8 protein-coding genes are annotated in these 17392 nt (G+C 63.4%); 3 read left to right on the top strand and 5 right to left on the bottom strand.

The window, feature by feature from the left end; all coding sequences use genetic code 11:
• Positions 1-95 precede the first annotated feature (95 nt).
• From ASE20_RS13105 to ASE20_RS13095, 3 genes are all read right to left on the bottom strand, one after another.
• The gene (locus tag ASE20_RS13105) at positions 96-2228 is read right to left on the bottom strand and encodes a DEAD/DEAH box helicase (protein ID WP_082612361.1); all 2133 of its coding nucleotides are present in this window, start codon (positions 2226-2228) and stop codon (positions 96-98) included.
• Positions 2225-3106: a DUF1837 domain-containing protein gene (locus ASE20_RS13100; RefSeq protein WP_056894964.1), complete on the bottom strand. Its 882-nt coding sequence runs from the start codon at positions 3104-3106 to the stop codon at positions 2225-2227. Before ASE20_RS13100 ends, ASE20_RS13105 begins: the two co-directional genes overlap by 4 nt.
• 451 nt (positions 3107-3557) lie before the next feature.
• Positions 3558-3929 carry a hypothetical protein gene (locus ASE20_RS13095; protein WP_056894963.1) on the bottom strand — a complete coding sequence of 124 codons (372 nt, stop codon included), beginning with the start codon at positions 3927-3929 and terminating at the stop codon, positions 3558-3560.
• A gap of 606 nt (positions 3930-4535) precedes the next feature.
• On the opposite strand from ASE20_RS13095, the gene ASE20_RS25850 reads away from it, so the two are divergent.
• Entirely contained in the window at positions 4536-4667 is a 132-nt protein-coding gene (locus ASE20_RS25850; protein WP_263969874.1) for a hypothetical protein, read from the top strand.
• Between the two features lie 260 nt (positions 4668-4927).
• On the opposite strand, the gene ASE20_RS13090 is transcribed toward ASE20_RS25850, so the two are convergent.
• Together ASE20_RS13090 and ASE20_RS25025 are read right to left on the bottom strand one after the other, a co-directional pair.
• Positions 4928-6283: a helix-turn-helix domain-containing protein gene (locus ASE20_RS13090; protein WP_056894962.1), complete on the bottom strand. Its 1356-nt coding sequence runs from the start codon at positions 6281-6283 to the stop codon at positions 4928-4930.
• Positions 6284-6382: 99 nt separating this feature from the next.
• Positions 6383-7264 (bottom strand): helix-turn-helix domain-containing protein, encoded by an 882-nt coding sequence (locus ASE20_RS25025; RefSeq protein ID WP_162261014.1) that lies wholly within the window; start codon positions 7262-7264, stop codon positions 6383-6385.
• Positions 7265-7385: 121 nt separating this feature from the next.
• On the opposite strand from ASE20_RS25025, the gene ASE20_RS13080 reads away from it, so the two are divergent.
• Complete coding sequence (locus ASE20_RS13080; protein WP_056894960.1) at positions 7386-10901, top strand: LamG-like jellyroll fold domain-containing protein; 3516 nt, start codon at positions 7386-7388, stop codon at positions 10899-10901.
• The gene (locus ASE20_RS13075) at positions 10898-17104 is read left to right on the top strand and encodes an RHS repeat domain-containing protein (protein ID WP_082612358.1); all 6207 of its coding nucleotides are present in this window, start codon (positions 10898-10900) and stop codon (positions 17102-17104) included. The genes ASE20_RS13080 and ASE20_RS13075 overlap by 4 nt, the downstream gene beginning before the upstream one ends.
• Positions 17105-17392: the final 288 nt, after the last annotated feature.

The raw sequence follows: 17392 nt of genomic DNA, 5'->3' as shown, positions 1-17392 counted from the left end.
CAGACAGTGCGTCGTTGGAAGGGAGACGTACAGCGTCGGGACGCCCACTCGCCGCAGGATTTCGCTGGCTTCGTGACCTCGCAGGTGCCACTAGGTCAGATGGTTCGACGGAGCTCGTCGAACAATGACTGTTCGGTCTGGTCGAGTTGGAGGGACTTGACGTCGAGTCGTCGAATCTCAGCAAGGACGGCGTCGATCCCGGAGCCAGCCGGAGGCAGGTGAGGTCGTAGTTTGTCGACGAGGCTTGGGGGCATCCCGAACTCGTCAAGGAGGGCGACGTGGGCTGGAAGGAACATCGACTCGCAGGCTGCGACATACGGCGAGTAGTTGGCGCGTCGGGCAATACCGCGCTGCGGGAGCACGTGGTTGACCACTCGTTGCAGGCAAGACAAGAGGCGGGGCATGTCGAACCCGACCCACTGGCGTAGAAAACCGAGCACTTCTTCAACGGCCGCGTCTGGATCGTCGCGAGTCGTAGAGCTCGTGCCGCTGAGCTCATTGTTCACCAGCTGTCGAACGTCGCCTTGTGTCGTCTGTGCCAGCCGAAGACGGAACGTTAGCTGCCGCGCACTTGAGACCCCGTTCTCGCGTCCTCTGATGGGTCTTAGGTGAGTCACGATCAGTTGGCAGCATGCGAGCAGCTCTTCCCATGTTGGGTAGCCGTTCCATGCCAGCAGAACTGCCTCGCTGGGCGCCATCCGTGCGATTTCACGAGCAAGCGCGAGTTGGCGTTCGGGATCAATGCCTCGACTCTCGCGGAGTACGGCCAGCGGAAGTGTCGCATTGGCCAGCATCCCCTCAAGGCGCCGCTTTGACTCCTCAGTGAGTTCCTCGTCGCTGAGCTGTATGAGAAGGCTCAAAGGGGTGTCGGAAGCCTGGTTGTACACAGGGACGTCGACTATTGGCAGTTCCTCCGCGGGTGGTTCACGGAAGACGATGACCTCGCCCACGAAATGCTGACGCATCCGACCCGATCGACCGGCGATATTGGAGTAGGTGAAGTAGTCGATGTTTCTGTTCTTGATCTTGTGGTCGAACACGACGACGTTCTTCGCTGAAGTGTTCACTCCTTCGATCATGGTGGAGGTGCAGACGAAGAACTGCAGGATGCCGCTGTTGAACGCCCCGACCGTGTACTGCCCGAGCCAGCGCGGCAGCCGGGCGTGATGGATGCCGACCCCGTTCGTCAAGGCGCGGGCAACCAGCCAGTCTGGGTGATACTCCTCGGCTACCCATGTAGCGACTGGTGCCATTTCTGGGCTCTGGTCGCCTAGACCTGCCGTCAGGAGGGCCTCAGCGACCTTCCTGGTTTTCTCGGGGGAGCTGCAGAAGATCAGAGTCGGTCCCTCGAGCTCGCGGCACACTTCGACGAGCGCGGCAATCTCGTCGCCTCGAGCGGGCTTGGGCATGACCCGCAGGTTCGACACGACCGTCTTGAAGTCGGTCGATGTGAACGTCGCAGTGAACTGAGCTGGCAGGGCGGCCGCGAGGTCACGCACGTTGGGTCCCGCCATGTAGAAGGCGCGGCTGTGCGTCATCAGGCGATGTAGCGCGTGGTTGAGAAGTACGGGCCTGTTCTCCTCGTTGCGGCTGTCGAGCTTGTAGAACTCGTCAATCATGAAGAGGTCGAGGCGCGGCAACTCCGCGACGTCCAGCAGGCGTTCCTGGGTCATCACCAGAATGTTGCGCTCATCGAGCGTCTGGGATGGGTGTGTGATCACCTTGTAGGTGTCGCGGAGACGTGACAGACGTTTCCGGGTCTCATCGATGAGCGCCAGCGTTGGCACCACGACGGCGATATTTTCGAAACGGCCTGACGCGGCCACGGCATCGAGCACCAAGCTCTTGCCGAAGCTTGTGGGCGCGCTGAGGATGATGCTTTCACCGTCAAGGATCCGTCGGTAGATGTCGGCCTGGACTCGGTGCAGGACGACGTCGTTGTCATAGTCCAGCGGACGATGGAGCTCGTAGAGGAGCGCGTCTGCCGTGGTTGCCGTGTCGTCAACGCCGGCCATGTACGGATAGAGCCCGTATCGGGCCAACAGACTGTTGATCATCGCTTCGAGCGGCTCAAAGAGTTCGCGTCTGTCGAGGACCCGGATCAGTGATTCGCGGCCGTCGGCTTCTCGGCCGTTGTACATGGCTGCAATGGCGCGCAGGATTCTGAATTGATCGGCGGGCTTGACCGATTCTTGAGTCAGATGATTTCGGATCTCAACTGGGGTCATTGGGTGGCTCGCTGGATGCTCTTCAAGCGGGTGTGGAGTTCCGTGACGAGCGCCTTCTTTTGATGGAGAGGTACGAGGATGAGTCGGATCAGTACACCGGTCGGAATGCCCTCGGCGAACGTGGAAAGGCCGTCTCTGATCTCCTTCTCGAAGTCCTCGGCGTACCGACTTGCCGTGCTCTTGCCTCGGTCGGTCGCCGTCGAGAGCTGCACGATTCGATCGGCGACGACTGGGCTGTCGTAGGTGAGCAGCACGGGAATGACAATCCGGTCGAATACGTCGTCTAGGGAGGTGTTTTCGTGAAGCAGCAGCTTTAGACGGTCGCCATGAGGCCATGCCGGGTCGATCTTGCCGGTAATGGCAGCGAACTCGCGCCGGAGGTAGTTGCCGTCCGTGTGCTGATGCAACTCTGCCTTGACCGCGGAGACGGCACTGCTGCGGTTGTCGTAGAATTTGACTTCGCCGAGCCAAAGCTCAAGGTCGTCCGATGATGCGACGACGTGAACTGCATCGAACCCCTTCACGACATGGTTGTCGTTGTCCTGGAAGTAGATCTTGCTGATGGCGGGGATTGTGCTAAAAACCTCTCGCAGCACCAGGTGCAGAAGAACCTCGCCGAACTCGCCCCGCTTTTCGTACTTGTCTGTTGAGTACAGGCTTCGCACGGCTCGGCCAAGCATCTCCACGGCTGTGTCGCCGTCAAGGTGCTGCAGTTCGGAGTACGTGAGGGCGAACTCGGGGATGGCCTTCACGATGCTGCGCGCCAAATGCTCGAGGCGCCACGTTCCGTCCTCGTACCCTGCGCACAACCCGGTTACTGAGGGTGAGCACGCGAAGTCGTGGACCAAGACGCTCAGGGTGGTGGAAGCGTCACCCATCTCGATGTCCGAGCGCTGAAACCTGTGCTAGGCACGATGGGGCGAGCTTCTCGGCGTTGTCGTGTCGTTGGGCGGCTGTGTCGGCGGTCCAGGCCCCGTCGAGAATGCCCGCATAGTTCTGCATGACAGGCTCGCGCGTGCGTCGCCCGCTGGTCAGCTTGTGTGGCAAGTCGGCACACACCAACGGCACCCGTCGCTACGAGAGTAAGTGCGCTTTGCAGCTGTGACAGCGGCGCCACAATTGGCGTGGTAACCGAGGTCAACCTGGTTCACCTCCGACGGAAGGCAACCCTGCGCCCGACCGATCGCAACGTCGTGGACTTCGTGGTCGCCGGTCGACGGTTGGCTGTTCTTGTTGACGCAGTAATAGGGCACGGAAGCTCCTCTGTTTAGTGCAACTCGGTCGACCGAGCGGGCGAATGCGACAGTCGAAGACGTCTCTGAAAATGGACTAGCGATGCGGGACGAACGAGGTCGCGCAAGTTCTCGTGCGTCCGTTCTTGGTGACGGTGACGTTGACTCGGACGCGGTAGCCGGGGGTGGCGCCGGAGATGTAGTAGCCGACGTTGGCGCGGCCGGCGGAGTTGGCGGTCCGTGGCTTGGTGGTGTTGGTGGTCTTGTAGTGCGCGACAGTGCGGACCTTGGCGTACGCCGCGGTGCGTACGCGCACTGTGACGTTGCTGTACTGCTTCGGTGTCGAGTCCGACATGGATGCTCGACAGACCAGGGCGTTGGCCTCGGCGGGGGCGACGGCCGCGAGCATAGGGCCGAGGACGAGAGCGGCGCTGATCAGCGCGATGCGCAAGCGCAGGGTGTGCAGCATGGGTTGCTTTCTTCGTAGGGGGACAGGTGCGTCGCGACCAGACGGCTTAGTGGTCAGGTTTGTGACTCGGCAAGGAACGGCCGGTCGGCCGTGGGGCGAGCGGCCCGCACTGCTCGTAGCGCCGACGACCGACACGGTGAACGTTCGGACCGCAGCCCCGCCAAGGGGTCGTGCCTTCGCAAGCGACCACGTTCAGGGAGCCTCGACTCCCGCGCCTGGAGGGGCGCCGTGTTGCGTCGACCCGTATGCCTGAGGTTGCACGCAATTCGATCGCCCACCGACCGATTGCGCAGCGTTGGCGGAGTGTTTCCGCGCGCCCTCGGGCCGGGCGCTGACTGAGCGCGGTTCAGCGCGTCTCGGGCGATACCCACAGCCGGTCACCTCCAGATCCAACATTCGTTGGTTGGCAACAGTGTAGTGCCTATACCTGTCCGCTTGGAGAGGCGATCGCGGGATGGCGCGCCGTGCGTCTCCGGGCGCCACCGGGCGCCTCATTGGCAACTCTAGTTAACAAAACGAGCGATTCGCATACGAACCGCTCGCGCAAGCTTCCTAAATATGTCTGCACATCTGTCCGGATGTGTCTGACATCGAAGGAGCTTTGCCATGTTCTCGAAGAAGGTTGCTGTTCGCCTGGGTGCTCTCATTCTCGTCGCCGTGACCGGCGTCGGTGTGACGGTTGCCGAAGGGCCGGGGGCTGCGGGTGGTGTCCGGGCCGACCACGGCCTGTGCTGCTGACGGTTTGCCGGCACCGGGCTCGCCGACCTCGGGTGCGGTGATGCGCGCGCTCGCGTCGGGGACACAGTTTCCCGGCGCGGGCAGCCGCTTGTGCAGGAAGGGAATGCAAACGGCGCTGCGAAGTGGTCGGCTCGGAGACCCGGGTGTCGGGGTCGTTGGTTCTGCGGCAGAGCGGGTGGGTGCTCCGCCGTCTGGTTGGGAGCGGTGTGTCGCTCGCGGAGCGGCGAACTTGAGTCCGGGTCCGGTGGGCGGGTCCGCTGTCAGATGGAGCTGGCGGTGGTGGTGTTGGCCAGCGGCCTCAGTCCGGTCGATGCGCCCGCTGAGCGGAAGGCCTGGACGGCGCCGTCGGTGTCGCCGACCTGCGTGAGGAGCTCGGCCAGTTCGAACCAGAGTTGTGCAGCGCCTCGGTCGGTGCCTGCGCCGGTCAGGAGGTGGACCCCTTCTCGGAATCGGCGCCGTGCTTCGTCTTGGTCGCCTGCCTCGAAGGCTATGCGTCCATGCAGGACGGTCCATTGTGCCTCGAGCAACGGCGCCTTCTCCGGCTTGGACTGCTCGAGCTTGGCCAGGCTGATCCTGCTGGCGTCGATGTCGCCGAGGATGAACTGGGCTCGTGCTGTGAGCAGGTGCATGAACGCGATGTCCCATGCGGATCCGCCGGACCAGGCCAGCTCTTGTTCGAGGTTGTTGAGGATCTCGAGCGCAGCGATGGGGTCGGGCGGGTCCTGCATGAGGTGAAGGTTGGCCAGCTCGGTGCGCAGCTTGGCGAGGTTGCGCCCATCGTCGCTCAACTCGAACATAGCCAGCGCCTTGCGGGCAAGCCCCAGGGCGGCCTCGGTCTGTCCGCGGCTCGCCTCGATCGCGCTGGCGTTCCAGTAGGCCGACGCCTTGCCCATGATCGAGTTGTACTGCTCGGCGACCTCGATGGCCCTCCGGCAGGTTCGCATTGCGACCGTCGGGTCACCCCGCAGCAGATGGGCACCGGCGACGGTCACGGTCAGTTGGATCGCCTCGGTGAGCCCATCGATCTCAAGGTCACGGATGATGCTGGCTGCTCGATCGCCGACCGCGACAGCCCGCGTGAAGTCCCCGGCATCGCGGTAGCAACGACACAGCGCAATCAGGGACTTCAACCACGTCGCATCCGGGGTGGGCGAGGCCGTCAGGTCCTCGAGCAAGATGATCGCGCCATCGAGGTCACCGACCCCTTCCAGCGCACCGGCTCTGATCTGGCGAGCTGCCTTCAGCAGGTGAGGCACCTTCTCTGTCGCCGGGTTGGCGAGGACATCATCGATCGCGGCCAGGGCGCCTTGAGGGTTTCCGGACACTAGGGCGAGTTCCGCGTGGTCGACGGCGAGCTGCAACTCCATCTGCTCATCGCGGGTGACCTCGAGCAGGACGTCCTCGAGAGTCACCCCCATCCTCGTCACCATCCGCTCCAGCAGGCCCGCCTCCGGGCGCCGCTGGCCGTCCTCGATCCGCGAGAGGTAGGCAGGAGTGATGTCCTCTGCCGCCACCTGGGCCTGGGTCATGCCCGCTGCGACTCGCGCAGTTCGCAGTCGCCGGCCCAGCGCCGCGGGGTCGATCGTGCGGCTCAGTTCAGCCAGGTGAAGGTCCACATGTCCCATTGTGCCTCTCCCTCATTCCTGGACGGAGTCGTTGCTGGATACCGGCGCCGTCGCCGGCTTCTGCGTTCGGCCGGTTCCGTCTTATGGGGATCAAGTCAGTGCTTCAGCTCGCGTCTGAATTGAGCGCAGGGCGGTCAAGCCGTTGCGCGCATCGAGGATCGTCAATGCCGCTGTCGTGAGTTCCATTGCAGCAGGGGTCGCTCCCCCCGTCATTGACTCTGCCGCGGCAGCTCGGAGGTACCTGCTCGCATCTGCGTCGACCGGCAGGTGAGCGGAGGCGGCAAGTCCGTCCCGGCAGATTTGGCTGGCGCGGTGGAAGCGCCCTTGCTGGCATTGCGCCTCTGCTTTCACTGCGGCCAGCCACAAGGATTCTCCGAGGCCTTCAACTCCCAAGGTGCTGATCAGCCGCTCGGCTAGGTCGATCACCTTCATGGCTCGAGCAGGCGCGTCAAGCGCGCAATGACAGCGGCCCAGCAGGATCAATGCTCGCACCGCGTTGAGGTCATTGCTGTCGACGAGTGGCTCGGTGACACTGACCGCTGACTCGTGATCACCGAGCGCCAGCAGCGCCTCGGCGCGGACGCGAACGGCCGATGCCCGCAGGGCGCCATCCTCGCCAGCATCCAGCCGGCCGAGGACTCCGGCTGCCACCTCCTCGGCTCGAGCGTACTCGCCGATCGCCACTAGCACCGCAGCCTCTTCCACCCGCAACGCTCGAGTGCGCGCTTCGTTGAGGGAATGGGTGGCCAGCAGTTCGGCCGCCGTGGTGTGCAGACGTCCAGCGATCCTCTCGAGCAGGGGAGCGGCCAACCTCCGCTGCCCGCGCTCGACGCGCGAAAGATAGGCAGCAGTCACCTCGCCCGCTGCGACCTCAGCTTGGGTCATCCCCGCCGCCAAGCGTGCAGCGCGGATCCTTCGCCCAATGTCCTCTGCTGCAACGGCCCGACTCAACGCAGCGTGGTGGCTATCCATGACTGCAGTTTGAGGGTCACCAAGCGTTGGATGTCTAAATTTGTCCGAAAGATGTGCCAAGAATGATCTACAGTCTGCGTGGCGGCGTGGGACGGCCACCGTCACGACAAGGGAGATCGCAATGGACCGACGGTTGGCTGGCAAGGCGGGACTTCCCAGCTTCAGGGCAATAGCGACCTCGCTGCTCACCGCCCTTGCGCTTGTCGGAGCGACGGCGTCGCAGATTCCGTTCGCGGCTGGCGCGACCGACACATCCGTCAGACCCGAGCCCTCCGCGGCCTTGGGCTCCACCGACGGCAGCACTGAACTCGACGAGGCAGCACGCACGGGCAACCCCGTGATAGTCGACGAGTGGACGACGGAAACGACCAAGATCTCCGCCCTGCCATCCGGCAACTTTCGAGCGACCATCGCCACTTCTCCAGTGCGCGAACGCGAGGGCAGCCAGTGGATTGAACTCGACCCAACGCTTACAGAGCGCTCCGACGGCATGGTGGAGCCCGCGCACGCGATCGGCGACATCCGTCTCTCCGGCGGCGGTGACGCCAACTCCGTTCTGGCGACGATCGGCCACGACGGCGTGTCCGCGCTTATCCGGACACCGTTCGATCTGCCGGCCCCGACACTGCACGGCGACACGGCCGTTTACGGCGAGGTCTTGCCAGGCGTTGACCTCGTGACCGCCTCGACCACCACTGGATTCACCTTCAACTGGGTGGTCAAAGACCGCGCCGCCGCCGACGACCCTCGCGTACGCAAACTCAGCCTGCCTGTCGAACTCACGGGACTCACCGCCCACCCTGAACGAGGCGGCTATTCATTCGTGGACAGCGACGGCCTGTCCCGATTCTGGACCCCGACACCGACCATGTGGGACTCCTCCGGTGCGGAGTTGATCAACACCACCACCGGCGAGTCTGACGTGACACCACTCGCGGCTGTCGAGCAAGGCCCAGACATGGAAGACCAGATCAGCGGTGTCGCGACCTCGATCGCGAAGGGCCACATGACCCTCACGCCCGACACGACGCTGCTCGACTCTCCCGACACCATCTTTCCGGTCGTCATCGACCCTGCGATGACCTACGACAAGACCCGCAACGGCTGGACCGCCGTGTGGAACAACTTCCCAACGAAGTCGTTCTGGCAGACCGATCACTCGTTGGGTGCCGGGTACGAAGGCTTCGAACAGAACAAGATCGTGCGGTCCTACTTCCGATTCGACACCACCGGGATCCGCGGCAAAAAGATCATTGCTGCCGAACTCAATGTTCGTCAGATCCACGCGGCATCGTGTCAGGCACGACCTACAGATGCTTACCGCACTGGTGCCATCGGGACCGGCACGACGTGGAACAACCAACCCGCCCGCTATACGCAGCAAGGCTCAAACAGCTCGACAGCTGGCTGCGGTACCGGAACGGCAATGGTCGGGTGGAACGTGACGAACGGTGCGACCACCTTGGCTGATGCCAACTCGGCGACCGGCACCTTCATGCTCCGGGCCCGAGACGAGAGCGACAGGATCGCCTGGAAACAGTTCGACGATGCCGGCGCCGAGCTCTCTGTCACCTACGTCAGCAAGCCAGTAGTCCCGGCTGGCGTCACGCTAAAGACTTCCAGTGCAAGCGTTCCTTGTGGCACCTCGAGCGCACCAGCGATCGTCGGATCAACGTCCATCACGATGGCCGTCAGGGTCACGAGCGCAGATGGTGCGTCCGCGTCGCTGCGGGGCGTCTTCAGGCGCCGCGACGTGACTGCCGGAACCGATCTCGCTGACATCGCCGGAACACTCGTTGCCAGCGGCGGGACTTCGACCTCTACCTGGAGCGTCCAGAACGGTCGCACCTACCGGTTCTTCGCTAAGAACCGCGTCTACTGGTCGTACAGCGGCACTCAGTACTACCTGGACTCAGCGTGGAACACGACCTCGCTGTGCTACTTCAAGGTCGACACCACTCGTCCCGACCCGCCGACCGTTGACACCAGCTCCTTTGCTGAGTGCCTCAGCCCAGATGCGACGACTGAGTGCAGTCCGGTCGGCCAAGCCGGTGTGCCAGGTTCGTTCAGCATCGACACGCCGTCGACGGACGCCAAGTGGTACTACTGGAGCCTCAACGGCGGTGCCACATCGTCACCAGTGTCCGCAACCGGTGGTGCCGCAGCGGACATCACCGTCACGCCGACGGCACTTCTGAACACGCTGAAGGTGTGGACGGTCGACGGTGCTGGCAACCAAAGCCTCGAGAAGTTCTTCTCGTTCAAGGTCAACCGCCGAAGCCCGAGCGTTCGGTGGAACTTCGACGCCCCAGGCGATCTTGGCGCCGACAGCAGTCAGACGCAGGCCGCGCCCCTGACCGTGGCCACCGGAGCGTCCGCCGCACCCTTGGGCCGCGTGGGCAGCGCACTGTCCCACAGCGGCAACACCCCGTCCACGTCGCCGATCACGGGAACGAGCGGAGTGTCTGCGACCGCAGCATTCACGATCAGTGCCTGGGTACGCGTCGAGGCAGCAGCTCAAGGCACGACAACGACGCTTATCTCCGCGAACTACAGCGAAGGCAACGTGTTCGAGTTCGGCTACGAACCCGCAACGAACAAGTGGACGGCGGGGAGGCGCAACGCCACCAGCGTTTCCTTGGTCGGATCCGCCACGGCGGTCCCACGCGTGTGGACACATCTGGCTGCGACCTACAACCCGACCACCAAGACCCTCGCGATGTTCGTCAACGGCCGCTCCGTGGGCACGGTTGTGTACCCGTCCGCTGCGTGGGTCAGCTCTACGTGGAGGCTGGGTTGCGGCTACGTCGGCGGCACTCCCACGGGTTGCGGAACCGCGTTGCTCGACGACATCAATCTGTTCCCCTCGACCCTGGGAACCGACGAGATCCAGGACCTGGCTGACCCCGTACCGGACGACAGCCTGAGCCCCATCGTGACGCCTGCCGCTGCTTGGTCCATGGACGACGCCGACGACGCCACCTTGGCGGCCGAGACCTGCTATGCCGCCAACTTGGCCCTCACCGATCTGCCGACACCGCGATTCGGCGCCACCGCCGATGGAATCTTCCGGGCGCTCCAGCTCCCGGGTGCGTCAACGCAACAGGCCAAGGTGAGCCGACCGGTCGTCGACGCCACTGGCTCGTTCACCATCGCAGCAAACGTACGTCCGACCGACCCATCGATCTCCATGGTCATCGCACAACAGCGCGGCGTAAACCGCGAGTCCTGGACTCTCGCCTACAAGGCCATTTCCGGAGGTGGCGGTCGCTGGGTCTTCCATCGAACCGTCTCGGACGCTTCGGGGACGAGCGTCGTTGAGGTTCGATCCCCGATCGTTCCCGACGCATCTGAAGAGCTCAACGTCGTCATCGGAACCTATGACCGGAAGACCGACCACATCGGCCTCTTCGTCAACGGCTTCAGCTTTACCCAAGGTGAAGATCCCTTGGTCGACGAAGTCCAGGAGATGCCGTACAGCACGCCGTGGGCAGCTCGCGGCGACTTCCAAGTCGGCAACGGAACCCTCAGCGGGACCACGGCGGCCTTCAAGGGCGAGATCGAGCGGATCGACGTCTTCGCCGGCGCCTTCGACGAACTCCACGCCCTCACCTACGACAACGGGATCTGGCAATGAAGAACACCTCTCGGGCTATCATCTGGCGGCGCCTGTGGGCGATGATCGCGACCCTCGCACTCGCGATCACGCTGATTGGCGTAACGCAGGCTGACAGCACCGCTGCCAAGCCGCGCCCCGGCCGCCCAGAAGTCGAGAAGGCGGACGCCACTTCGACGCAGGACGTCGCCCGCAGACGCCTGCCTGCCAAGTCATCACAGCACAAGGCTTCCAGCCGCCGGTCGCAAACCATTGCGAACCGGCCCGTTGCCTGGCCGAACTCCGCAGAAGGTGCCGTCGGTGGCACTCACGGATCATCTGTGAAGCTCGGCCCGGTCACCATCGAAGCGGAGCCCGACACGGGCGAGCGGACAATTCGCGTGATCGATCGAGACGTTACTGACCGCGCCGGCGTCGACGGAGTGCTCGTCGAAGTCGGCGGCGTTCCGACCTCCGAGGTCACATCGGCCAAGCCGTCGTCGACAAAGATCGAGATCGACCTCCGCGGGTTCGAGCACGCATATGGAGCGGACTGGCCAAACAGACTCCAGGCAAGGGCCTACCCCGCCTGTCTCCTTACCACGCCCAAGCGCCCCGCATGCCAGGTCTCCACTCCCGTGGAGTCTCAGGTCGACACCGATGCACACGCCATCACAGCGACCCTCGCTGACAGTCAGGCACGCCAAACCACCGTGGTCGCCCTCGCAGCCACCGCGGCATCGACGTCAGGAACGGGTGACTTCAGCGCCACGCCGCTCGCTCAGAGCGCCACGTGGAGCGCCGGCGGGTCCTCCGGCAACTTCGCCTGGAACTATCCGATCCGGGCCATCCCCGCGAACAACGGCCCGGCCCCCACCCTCGCGCTCAACTACTCCTCTCAAACGGTGGATGGACGGACCGCCGCCAGTAACAACCAAGCCTCCCAGCTCGGCGAGGGCTGGGACGCCGGCAACTCCTACATCGAGCGCGGATACGTAACTTGCAAGGACGACGGCGTCGCCGGAAAGTACGATCTCTGCTGGAAGTCCGACAACGCCCAGATCGTCCTCAATGGACAGAGCGCAGAGCTGATCAAGCGAAGTGACGGCACCTGGCGGCTGAGCAACGACGACGGGTCGCGCGTCCGACGCCTGACGAGCACCGCGGTCGGCAACCAGGACAACGACAAGGAGTACTGGGAGCTCACCTCGTCGGATGGCACGAAGTACTACTTCGGCCGCACGGCCATCCCCGACCAGACCGGCGATCCGCAGTCCGTTTGGTGGGTGCCGGTTAATGGCAACAACTCAGGCGAGCCGTGCTACAGCTCGGGCACCACATACGCGACCCGCTTCTGCAAGCAGGCGTGGCGCTGGAACCTCGACTACATCGTCGACCCCCACGGCAACGCCATGTCCTATTGGTACACGGCTGAGGCCAACTACTACGCGAAAAACCAGGTCGCATCCCCCGGAACGCAGTACATCCGCGGCGGCCGCCTGACCCGCATCGACTACGGCCTCCGCGCCGGCTCGACCGCCGCTGCACCCTTTCAGGTCGCATTCACCGGCTCACTGCGATGCTTGGCAACAACTGGTTGTGACACCTACTCCAAGGCCAAGTGGCCAGACACGCCCTACGACCAGATCTGTGTAGGCACAGCTGCCTGCACCGGCAAGTTCGCCCCCACCTTCTTCACCCGCTACCGCCTGAGCAAGATCACCACCAAGATCCGCAAGAGCGCCGCCTACTCCGACGTCGAATCCTGGAGTTTCGCGCACGAGTTCCTCAACTCGGGCGACGTCTCCGACGGGACGCTCTGGCTTGCCGGCATCACCCACGCCGGCCTGGTCGGAGGGACCGTCACTGACCCCGAGGTGACCTTCGGCTCCGTACAGCTGACGAACCGCGTCAACACCGTCGCCGACGGAATCTCCAGCCTTCCGCGCTACCGCGTACGGACCATCACCAGCGAGACCGGAGCCGTCACCACGGTCAACTACAGCGACCCCCAATGCGTGGCGGGCAACCTGCCGACGCCCGACAGCAACACCATGCGTTGCTATCCACAGAAGTGGACGCCTGAGGGCAACACGTCGCCTCGAACCGACTGGTTCCACAAGTACGTCGTCGCCAGCGTTTCAACAGCCGATACGACGGGTCTGGCGCCTGCCGTGCAGACCTACTACACCTACGCCGGCGGCGCCGCTTGGGCCTACAACGACAACAAGATCATCCCGGACGGCTACCGAACCTGGTCGCAATGGCGCGGGTTCCAAGAAGTCACGACCGTAGTCGGAGATCCCAGCGACACCGTCGAGCGACCGAAGACCACCACGACATACTTCCAAGGAATGTCAGGGGACAAACAGTCTTCCGGAGTACCACGTACGGCATCGGTGACAGCAAGTGATGGAACCTCTGTCACAGACGAGCGAGCCTTGGCCGGACGTCCCCTCGAAATCATCAAGTACACCAAGGAAGGTGGCACGGCTCACCAGGGCATCATCACCATTCCATGGGTCAAGGCGACGGCAGGCGGCGGTCTCAAGGCCGCATGGTTCGTCGGCGACGCCGAGACGCGGGCGCGGTCCATTCTCGCGAACGGCCAGTGGCGACGTCGGACGGTGACACGAGAGTTCGACGGCAATACCGGCCAGGTCACCCGCGTCTCCGACTCCGGCGATCTCTCAACCGGAAACGACCAAACATGCACGGCCACGAGCTACGCAGACACGCAGTCGACGTCTGGGGCATGGTTCGTCGGGTTCCCCGCACGGGTCGTCCGCAGCGAAGGACTTTGTGACAGTTCCGCACTCGACCCCACCGAGTCGACGGTGCTCTCCGACGACCGAACTAGCTACGACGGCCTGACCGTCGGCACCGCCCCAACCAAGGGCCTCCCAACCAAGACCGAGCGACTTGCGGAATTTGTGTCGGCTGCTCCGACCTATCAAGTCACAGCAGTGAACGAATACGACGCCTTCGGCCGCCCGAAGTCTGTAACCCGGCCGAGCGCCCAAGGCACCTCCTCAACCATCAAGAACACCGTTGCCTACACGATGTCGGCTGATGGAACCCTCGCGACGACCGTCAACACCCAGGACGCCGGAGGCAAGGCCTTCGCTACCACTACTAGCAACGCGCCGGAATGGGGGGTTGCGACCAAAATCGTTGATCCCAACAACAAGTCGACAGACATCGCCTACGACCCCAGCGGGCGCGTGGCCTCGGTCTGGCTCACCAACCGCGCGCGAACCGCTACGCCGAGCCTTAAGTACACCTATACGTTGTCGAAGATGTCCGCGTCGTCGGTGAAGACCAGCACTCTGACAGCTGACGGGCAAGCCTACGTCGACAGCTTCGAGGTCTACGACGCCTTGCTCCGGCCCCGCCAAGAGCAGGACCCCACCCCCGCTGGCGGCCGAATCATCTCCGGTGCCACCTATGACTCGCGCGGCCAACAGAATCAGGCCATCGCAGACGTGTATGCCTCCGGTGCGCCATCGGGCGGCTTGGTGGAATTCCCCGACGGAGCGGTGCCACAGCTGACCAAACTCACCTTCGACGGGCTGGGCCGAAACACGAAGAGCACCCTCTACACGAACAACACACAACGATGGTCCACTACAACGACCTACGACGGTTCCGACGTAACCAAGACGATTCCGCCCAACGGCGCCCCGCCGACCACCGTGGTTGTCGACGTGCGCGGCCGCACGATCAGGTCAGTCGAGCATGGCACTCCGGACCTCACGACCAACTACACCTATGACCTCAACGACCATCTAGTCGGTCTGGCGTCACCCGCGGGCAGCTCGACCTACCGATTCGACCTGCGTGGACGCAAGATCGAGGCGACCGACCCGGACACCGGTTCCACGACCACTGTCTATACCGACTCAGACAAGGTCCTCAGTACCACCGACGCTCGCGGTAAATCCCTCTACAACACCTACGACAATTTGGATCGGATGACCGGCCAATACGCCGCAACCACCGCCGACTCGAGCAAGCTCGTCAAAGCGTGGACCTACGACACCGTCGCCAAGGGGTATCCCTCTAGCCAGACTCGCTACATCGGAGGCCTGACGGGCGACCGCATCGAAACCAAGGTCGTGTCCTACACCGCGGCGTACCAGCCGTCGGAAACCAAGATGACCTTGACTGGCGCGGCAGGGTCCAGCCGGTTCGCCGGCTTGCCGACAGTGCTGAGCCGAAACCTGGTCTACAACGTGGATCAGTCCGTCGCCGTCAACTACCTGCCACGAGTCACGGTTGGATCCACAACCATCTTGTCGACGGAACCGCTGGCCTATGAATACGACTCTCTCGGCCTGGTGGAGCAGATCCGCGGACTGACCGGCTTCATTCAAGATGTCACCTACGACCAGCTGCGTCAGCCTCAGCAAGTCGTCGCTGGCCGCGGGGCGGGCTATCAGCTCTACTCGACGCGCGAATACGACGAAGGAACCAATCGGCTCGCCCGCGCCGCCGTCACCAGCAATCTTTCGAGTGCGGGCATTGCCGACCCTCACTACAGCTACGACGATGCCGGGAACCCGACCCGGGTCAGCGACTCCGTCACGGAGGACACCCAGTGTTTCCGCTACGACGACCATCGTCGCCTGTCTGAGGCGTGGACACCGGACGGTGGAGACTGCGCCGCGGCATCCAGCTCGTCGCCCCTGGGAGGGCCGGCGCCGTTTCGTCAGACGTGGTCGTTCAAGAACAGCGGCCTGCGAGAAACCCAGACGACCACAAGCCCCGCCGGCACGGTGCAGGACAACTACGAGTACCCATCCAGCAGCGATCCCCATCGGAACTTTGCCTCGAGCGTGACCCGCACCGCAGGCGGAACCAATTTCACTCTCGCGTACTCGCCTGATCAGTCGGGGAACACGCTCAGCCGCCCCGACGCTGCGGGCACAGCTCAGACTCTCGAATGGGACAATGAAGGCAACCTGACGAAGATCACCGACGCCGACGGCCATGAAACCACCTACGTGTACGGCGTAGACGACGTCTTGCTCGTGCGCGAGTCGAGTACGGAACGGACGTTGTTCGCCGGCGACACCGAGGTCACGTACAGCAAGAGCGGCAACGTAACCACTGCGAAGCGGCTTTATTCGTCAGGGCTGGGAATCTTGGGTGTGCGTCATGGTGACGACCCTGGCGACCTCACGTTGCAGATTGCAGATCCGCAAGGGACGGCGAGCATCTCGCTTGACGCCACTACGTTGCAGCCGCGGTACAGGTTCCAGACTCCCTATGGCGAACGGCGAGGTGCAGAGCCCGCGGTATGGCCTGACACCCGGGGGTTCTTGAACAAGCCAGCCGACGCAGATACGGGTTTGGTTAGCGTGGGAGCCAGAGAGTATGACCCGTCCGGCGGGCGTTTCATCTCCGCAGATCCTCTCCTGATCGCGGACGACCCGGCACAAACCCTCGGCTACAGCTACGCGAACAACAACCCTATGACGCTTGCAGACGCCTCAGGCTTGGCTTCGGTCTGCATCTTGGAAGGGACCTGCAACTACACCTCCAATCCCGCCGGCGGGGCACCGATTGTGACAGGACCGAAGGATTCGACCCCTTCGTCCAGTCCTGCACCCAGTGGGTCAAGCCGAGGCACGTCGTCCAGCAAGTCTGGGTCGGGTAGCCAGCAGGAGAAGCGCGGTGGAATTCTGTCGGGACCAGACGCATACTCCAACCTGATCATCGGCCTCAGCGGTCTCGCGATTGAGTACTCGTTCGAGCATGCGAGGTCGAACCTTGAGAACAAGCACATCGGCCCACGCATCTTGGCGCTCAACCTGCTGTTCCTGGGTGGAAGCGGCAGCGAGGAGAAGAGAGCCCTTCGGGAAAGTGGCCGAGCCCTCGCCGTTAGTTTGGGTTATGGGAATGGTCGCAACGAAAAGGCAAATATTGCGGCAGACGTCTCCAAATTCCGAAAAGCGGTAAAGGTGCTCGGTATAGCGGGGGTCCTTTACGGCACCTACGACACCGGCAAGGAAGAATGGGAAGGTAATAGTGACAAGGACACCGGCGAACGCACGGGGCGGACTGTCATCTCCACCACCAGCAAGGTAGCGTTCGGCACTGGATTTGCCGCTGTCGGAGGAACTATTTGCAGCCCGGGCGTCGTTCTCTCAGCTCTGTGCGCGACGGGTGGCGCTCTCGTGGGCGAAAAGGTCGGCGGAGCCGTGGGGAATCTCATCAACTTTATCGCCTTCGGCGACTGAGATTGGAGACGAAATCGTGCTACAAGCTGCAGCATCGGGCCCGCCGGTGACGTGGGCAGAGGTCATCCTGATAGCGGGCGCGCCGGTGGCGCTCGGCATCATTGCGATCTGGCGTATTCGTTCCGGGTGGGGAGGACGGTCGTCCAGGTTGGTCCAAGGCGCGCCTTGGAGCGAGTTCGTGGTGAGTCTGGTCTACGCGGTGATGCCGTTCACTGCCGGCATGTTCCTGATGGCCCTTGGCGGCGGACTGGGCGCACGGTTGTCTTACGAAACGGGAGCTGGGTGGGT

The organism is Nocardioides sp. Root240, assembly GCF_001428825.1.
Lineage (GTDB): Bacteria > Actinomycetota > Actinomycetes > Propionibacteriales > Nocardioidaceae > Nocardioides.
This window is presented reverse-complemented; position numbering and strand designations above follow the sequence as displayed.

What these genes read in the sequence shown, in the direction of transcription:
- ASE20_RS13105 (WP_082612361.1), bottom strand. Translation starts at nt 2,228, where the DNA reads ATGACCCCAGTTGAGATCCGAAATCATCTGACTCAAGAATCGGTCAAG.
- ASE20_RS13100 (WP_056894964.1), bottom strand. Translation starts at nt 3,106, where the DNA reads ATGGGTGACGCTTCCACCACCCTGAGCGTCTTGGTCCACGACTTCGCG.
- ASE20_RS13095 (WP_056894963.1), bottom strand. Translation starts at nt 3,929, where the DNA reads ATGCTGCACACCCTGCGCTTGCGCATCGCGCTGATCAGCGCCGCTCTC.
- ASE20_RS25850 (WP_263969874.1), top strand. Translation starts at nt 4,536, where the DNA reads ATGTTCTCGAAGAAGGTTGCTGTTCGCCTGGGTGCTCTCATTCTCGTC.
- ASE20_RS25025 (WP_162261014.1), bottom strand. Translation starts at nt 7,264, where the DNA reads ATGGATAGCCACCACGCTGCGTTGAGTCGGGCCGTTGCAGCAGAGGAC.
- ASE20_RS13080 (WP_056894960.1), top strand. Translation starts at nt 7,386, where the DNA reads ATGGACCGACGGTTGGCTGGCAAGGCGGGACTTCCCAGCTTCAGGGCA.
- ASE20_RS13075 (WP_082612358.1), top strand. Translation starts at nt 10,898, where the DNA reads ATGAAGAACACCTCTCGGGCTATCATCTGGCGGCGCCTGTGGGCGATG.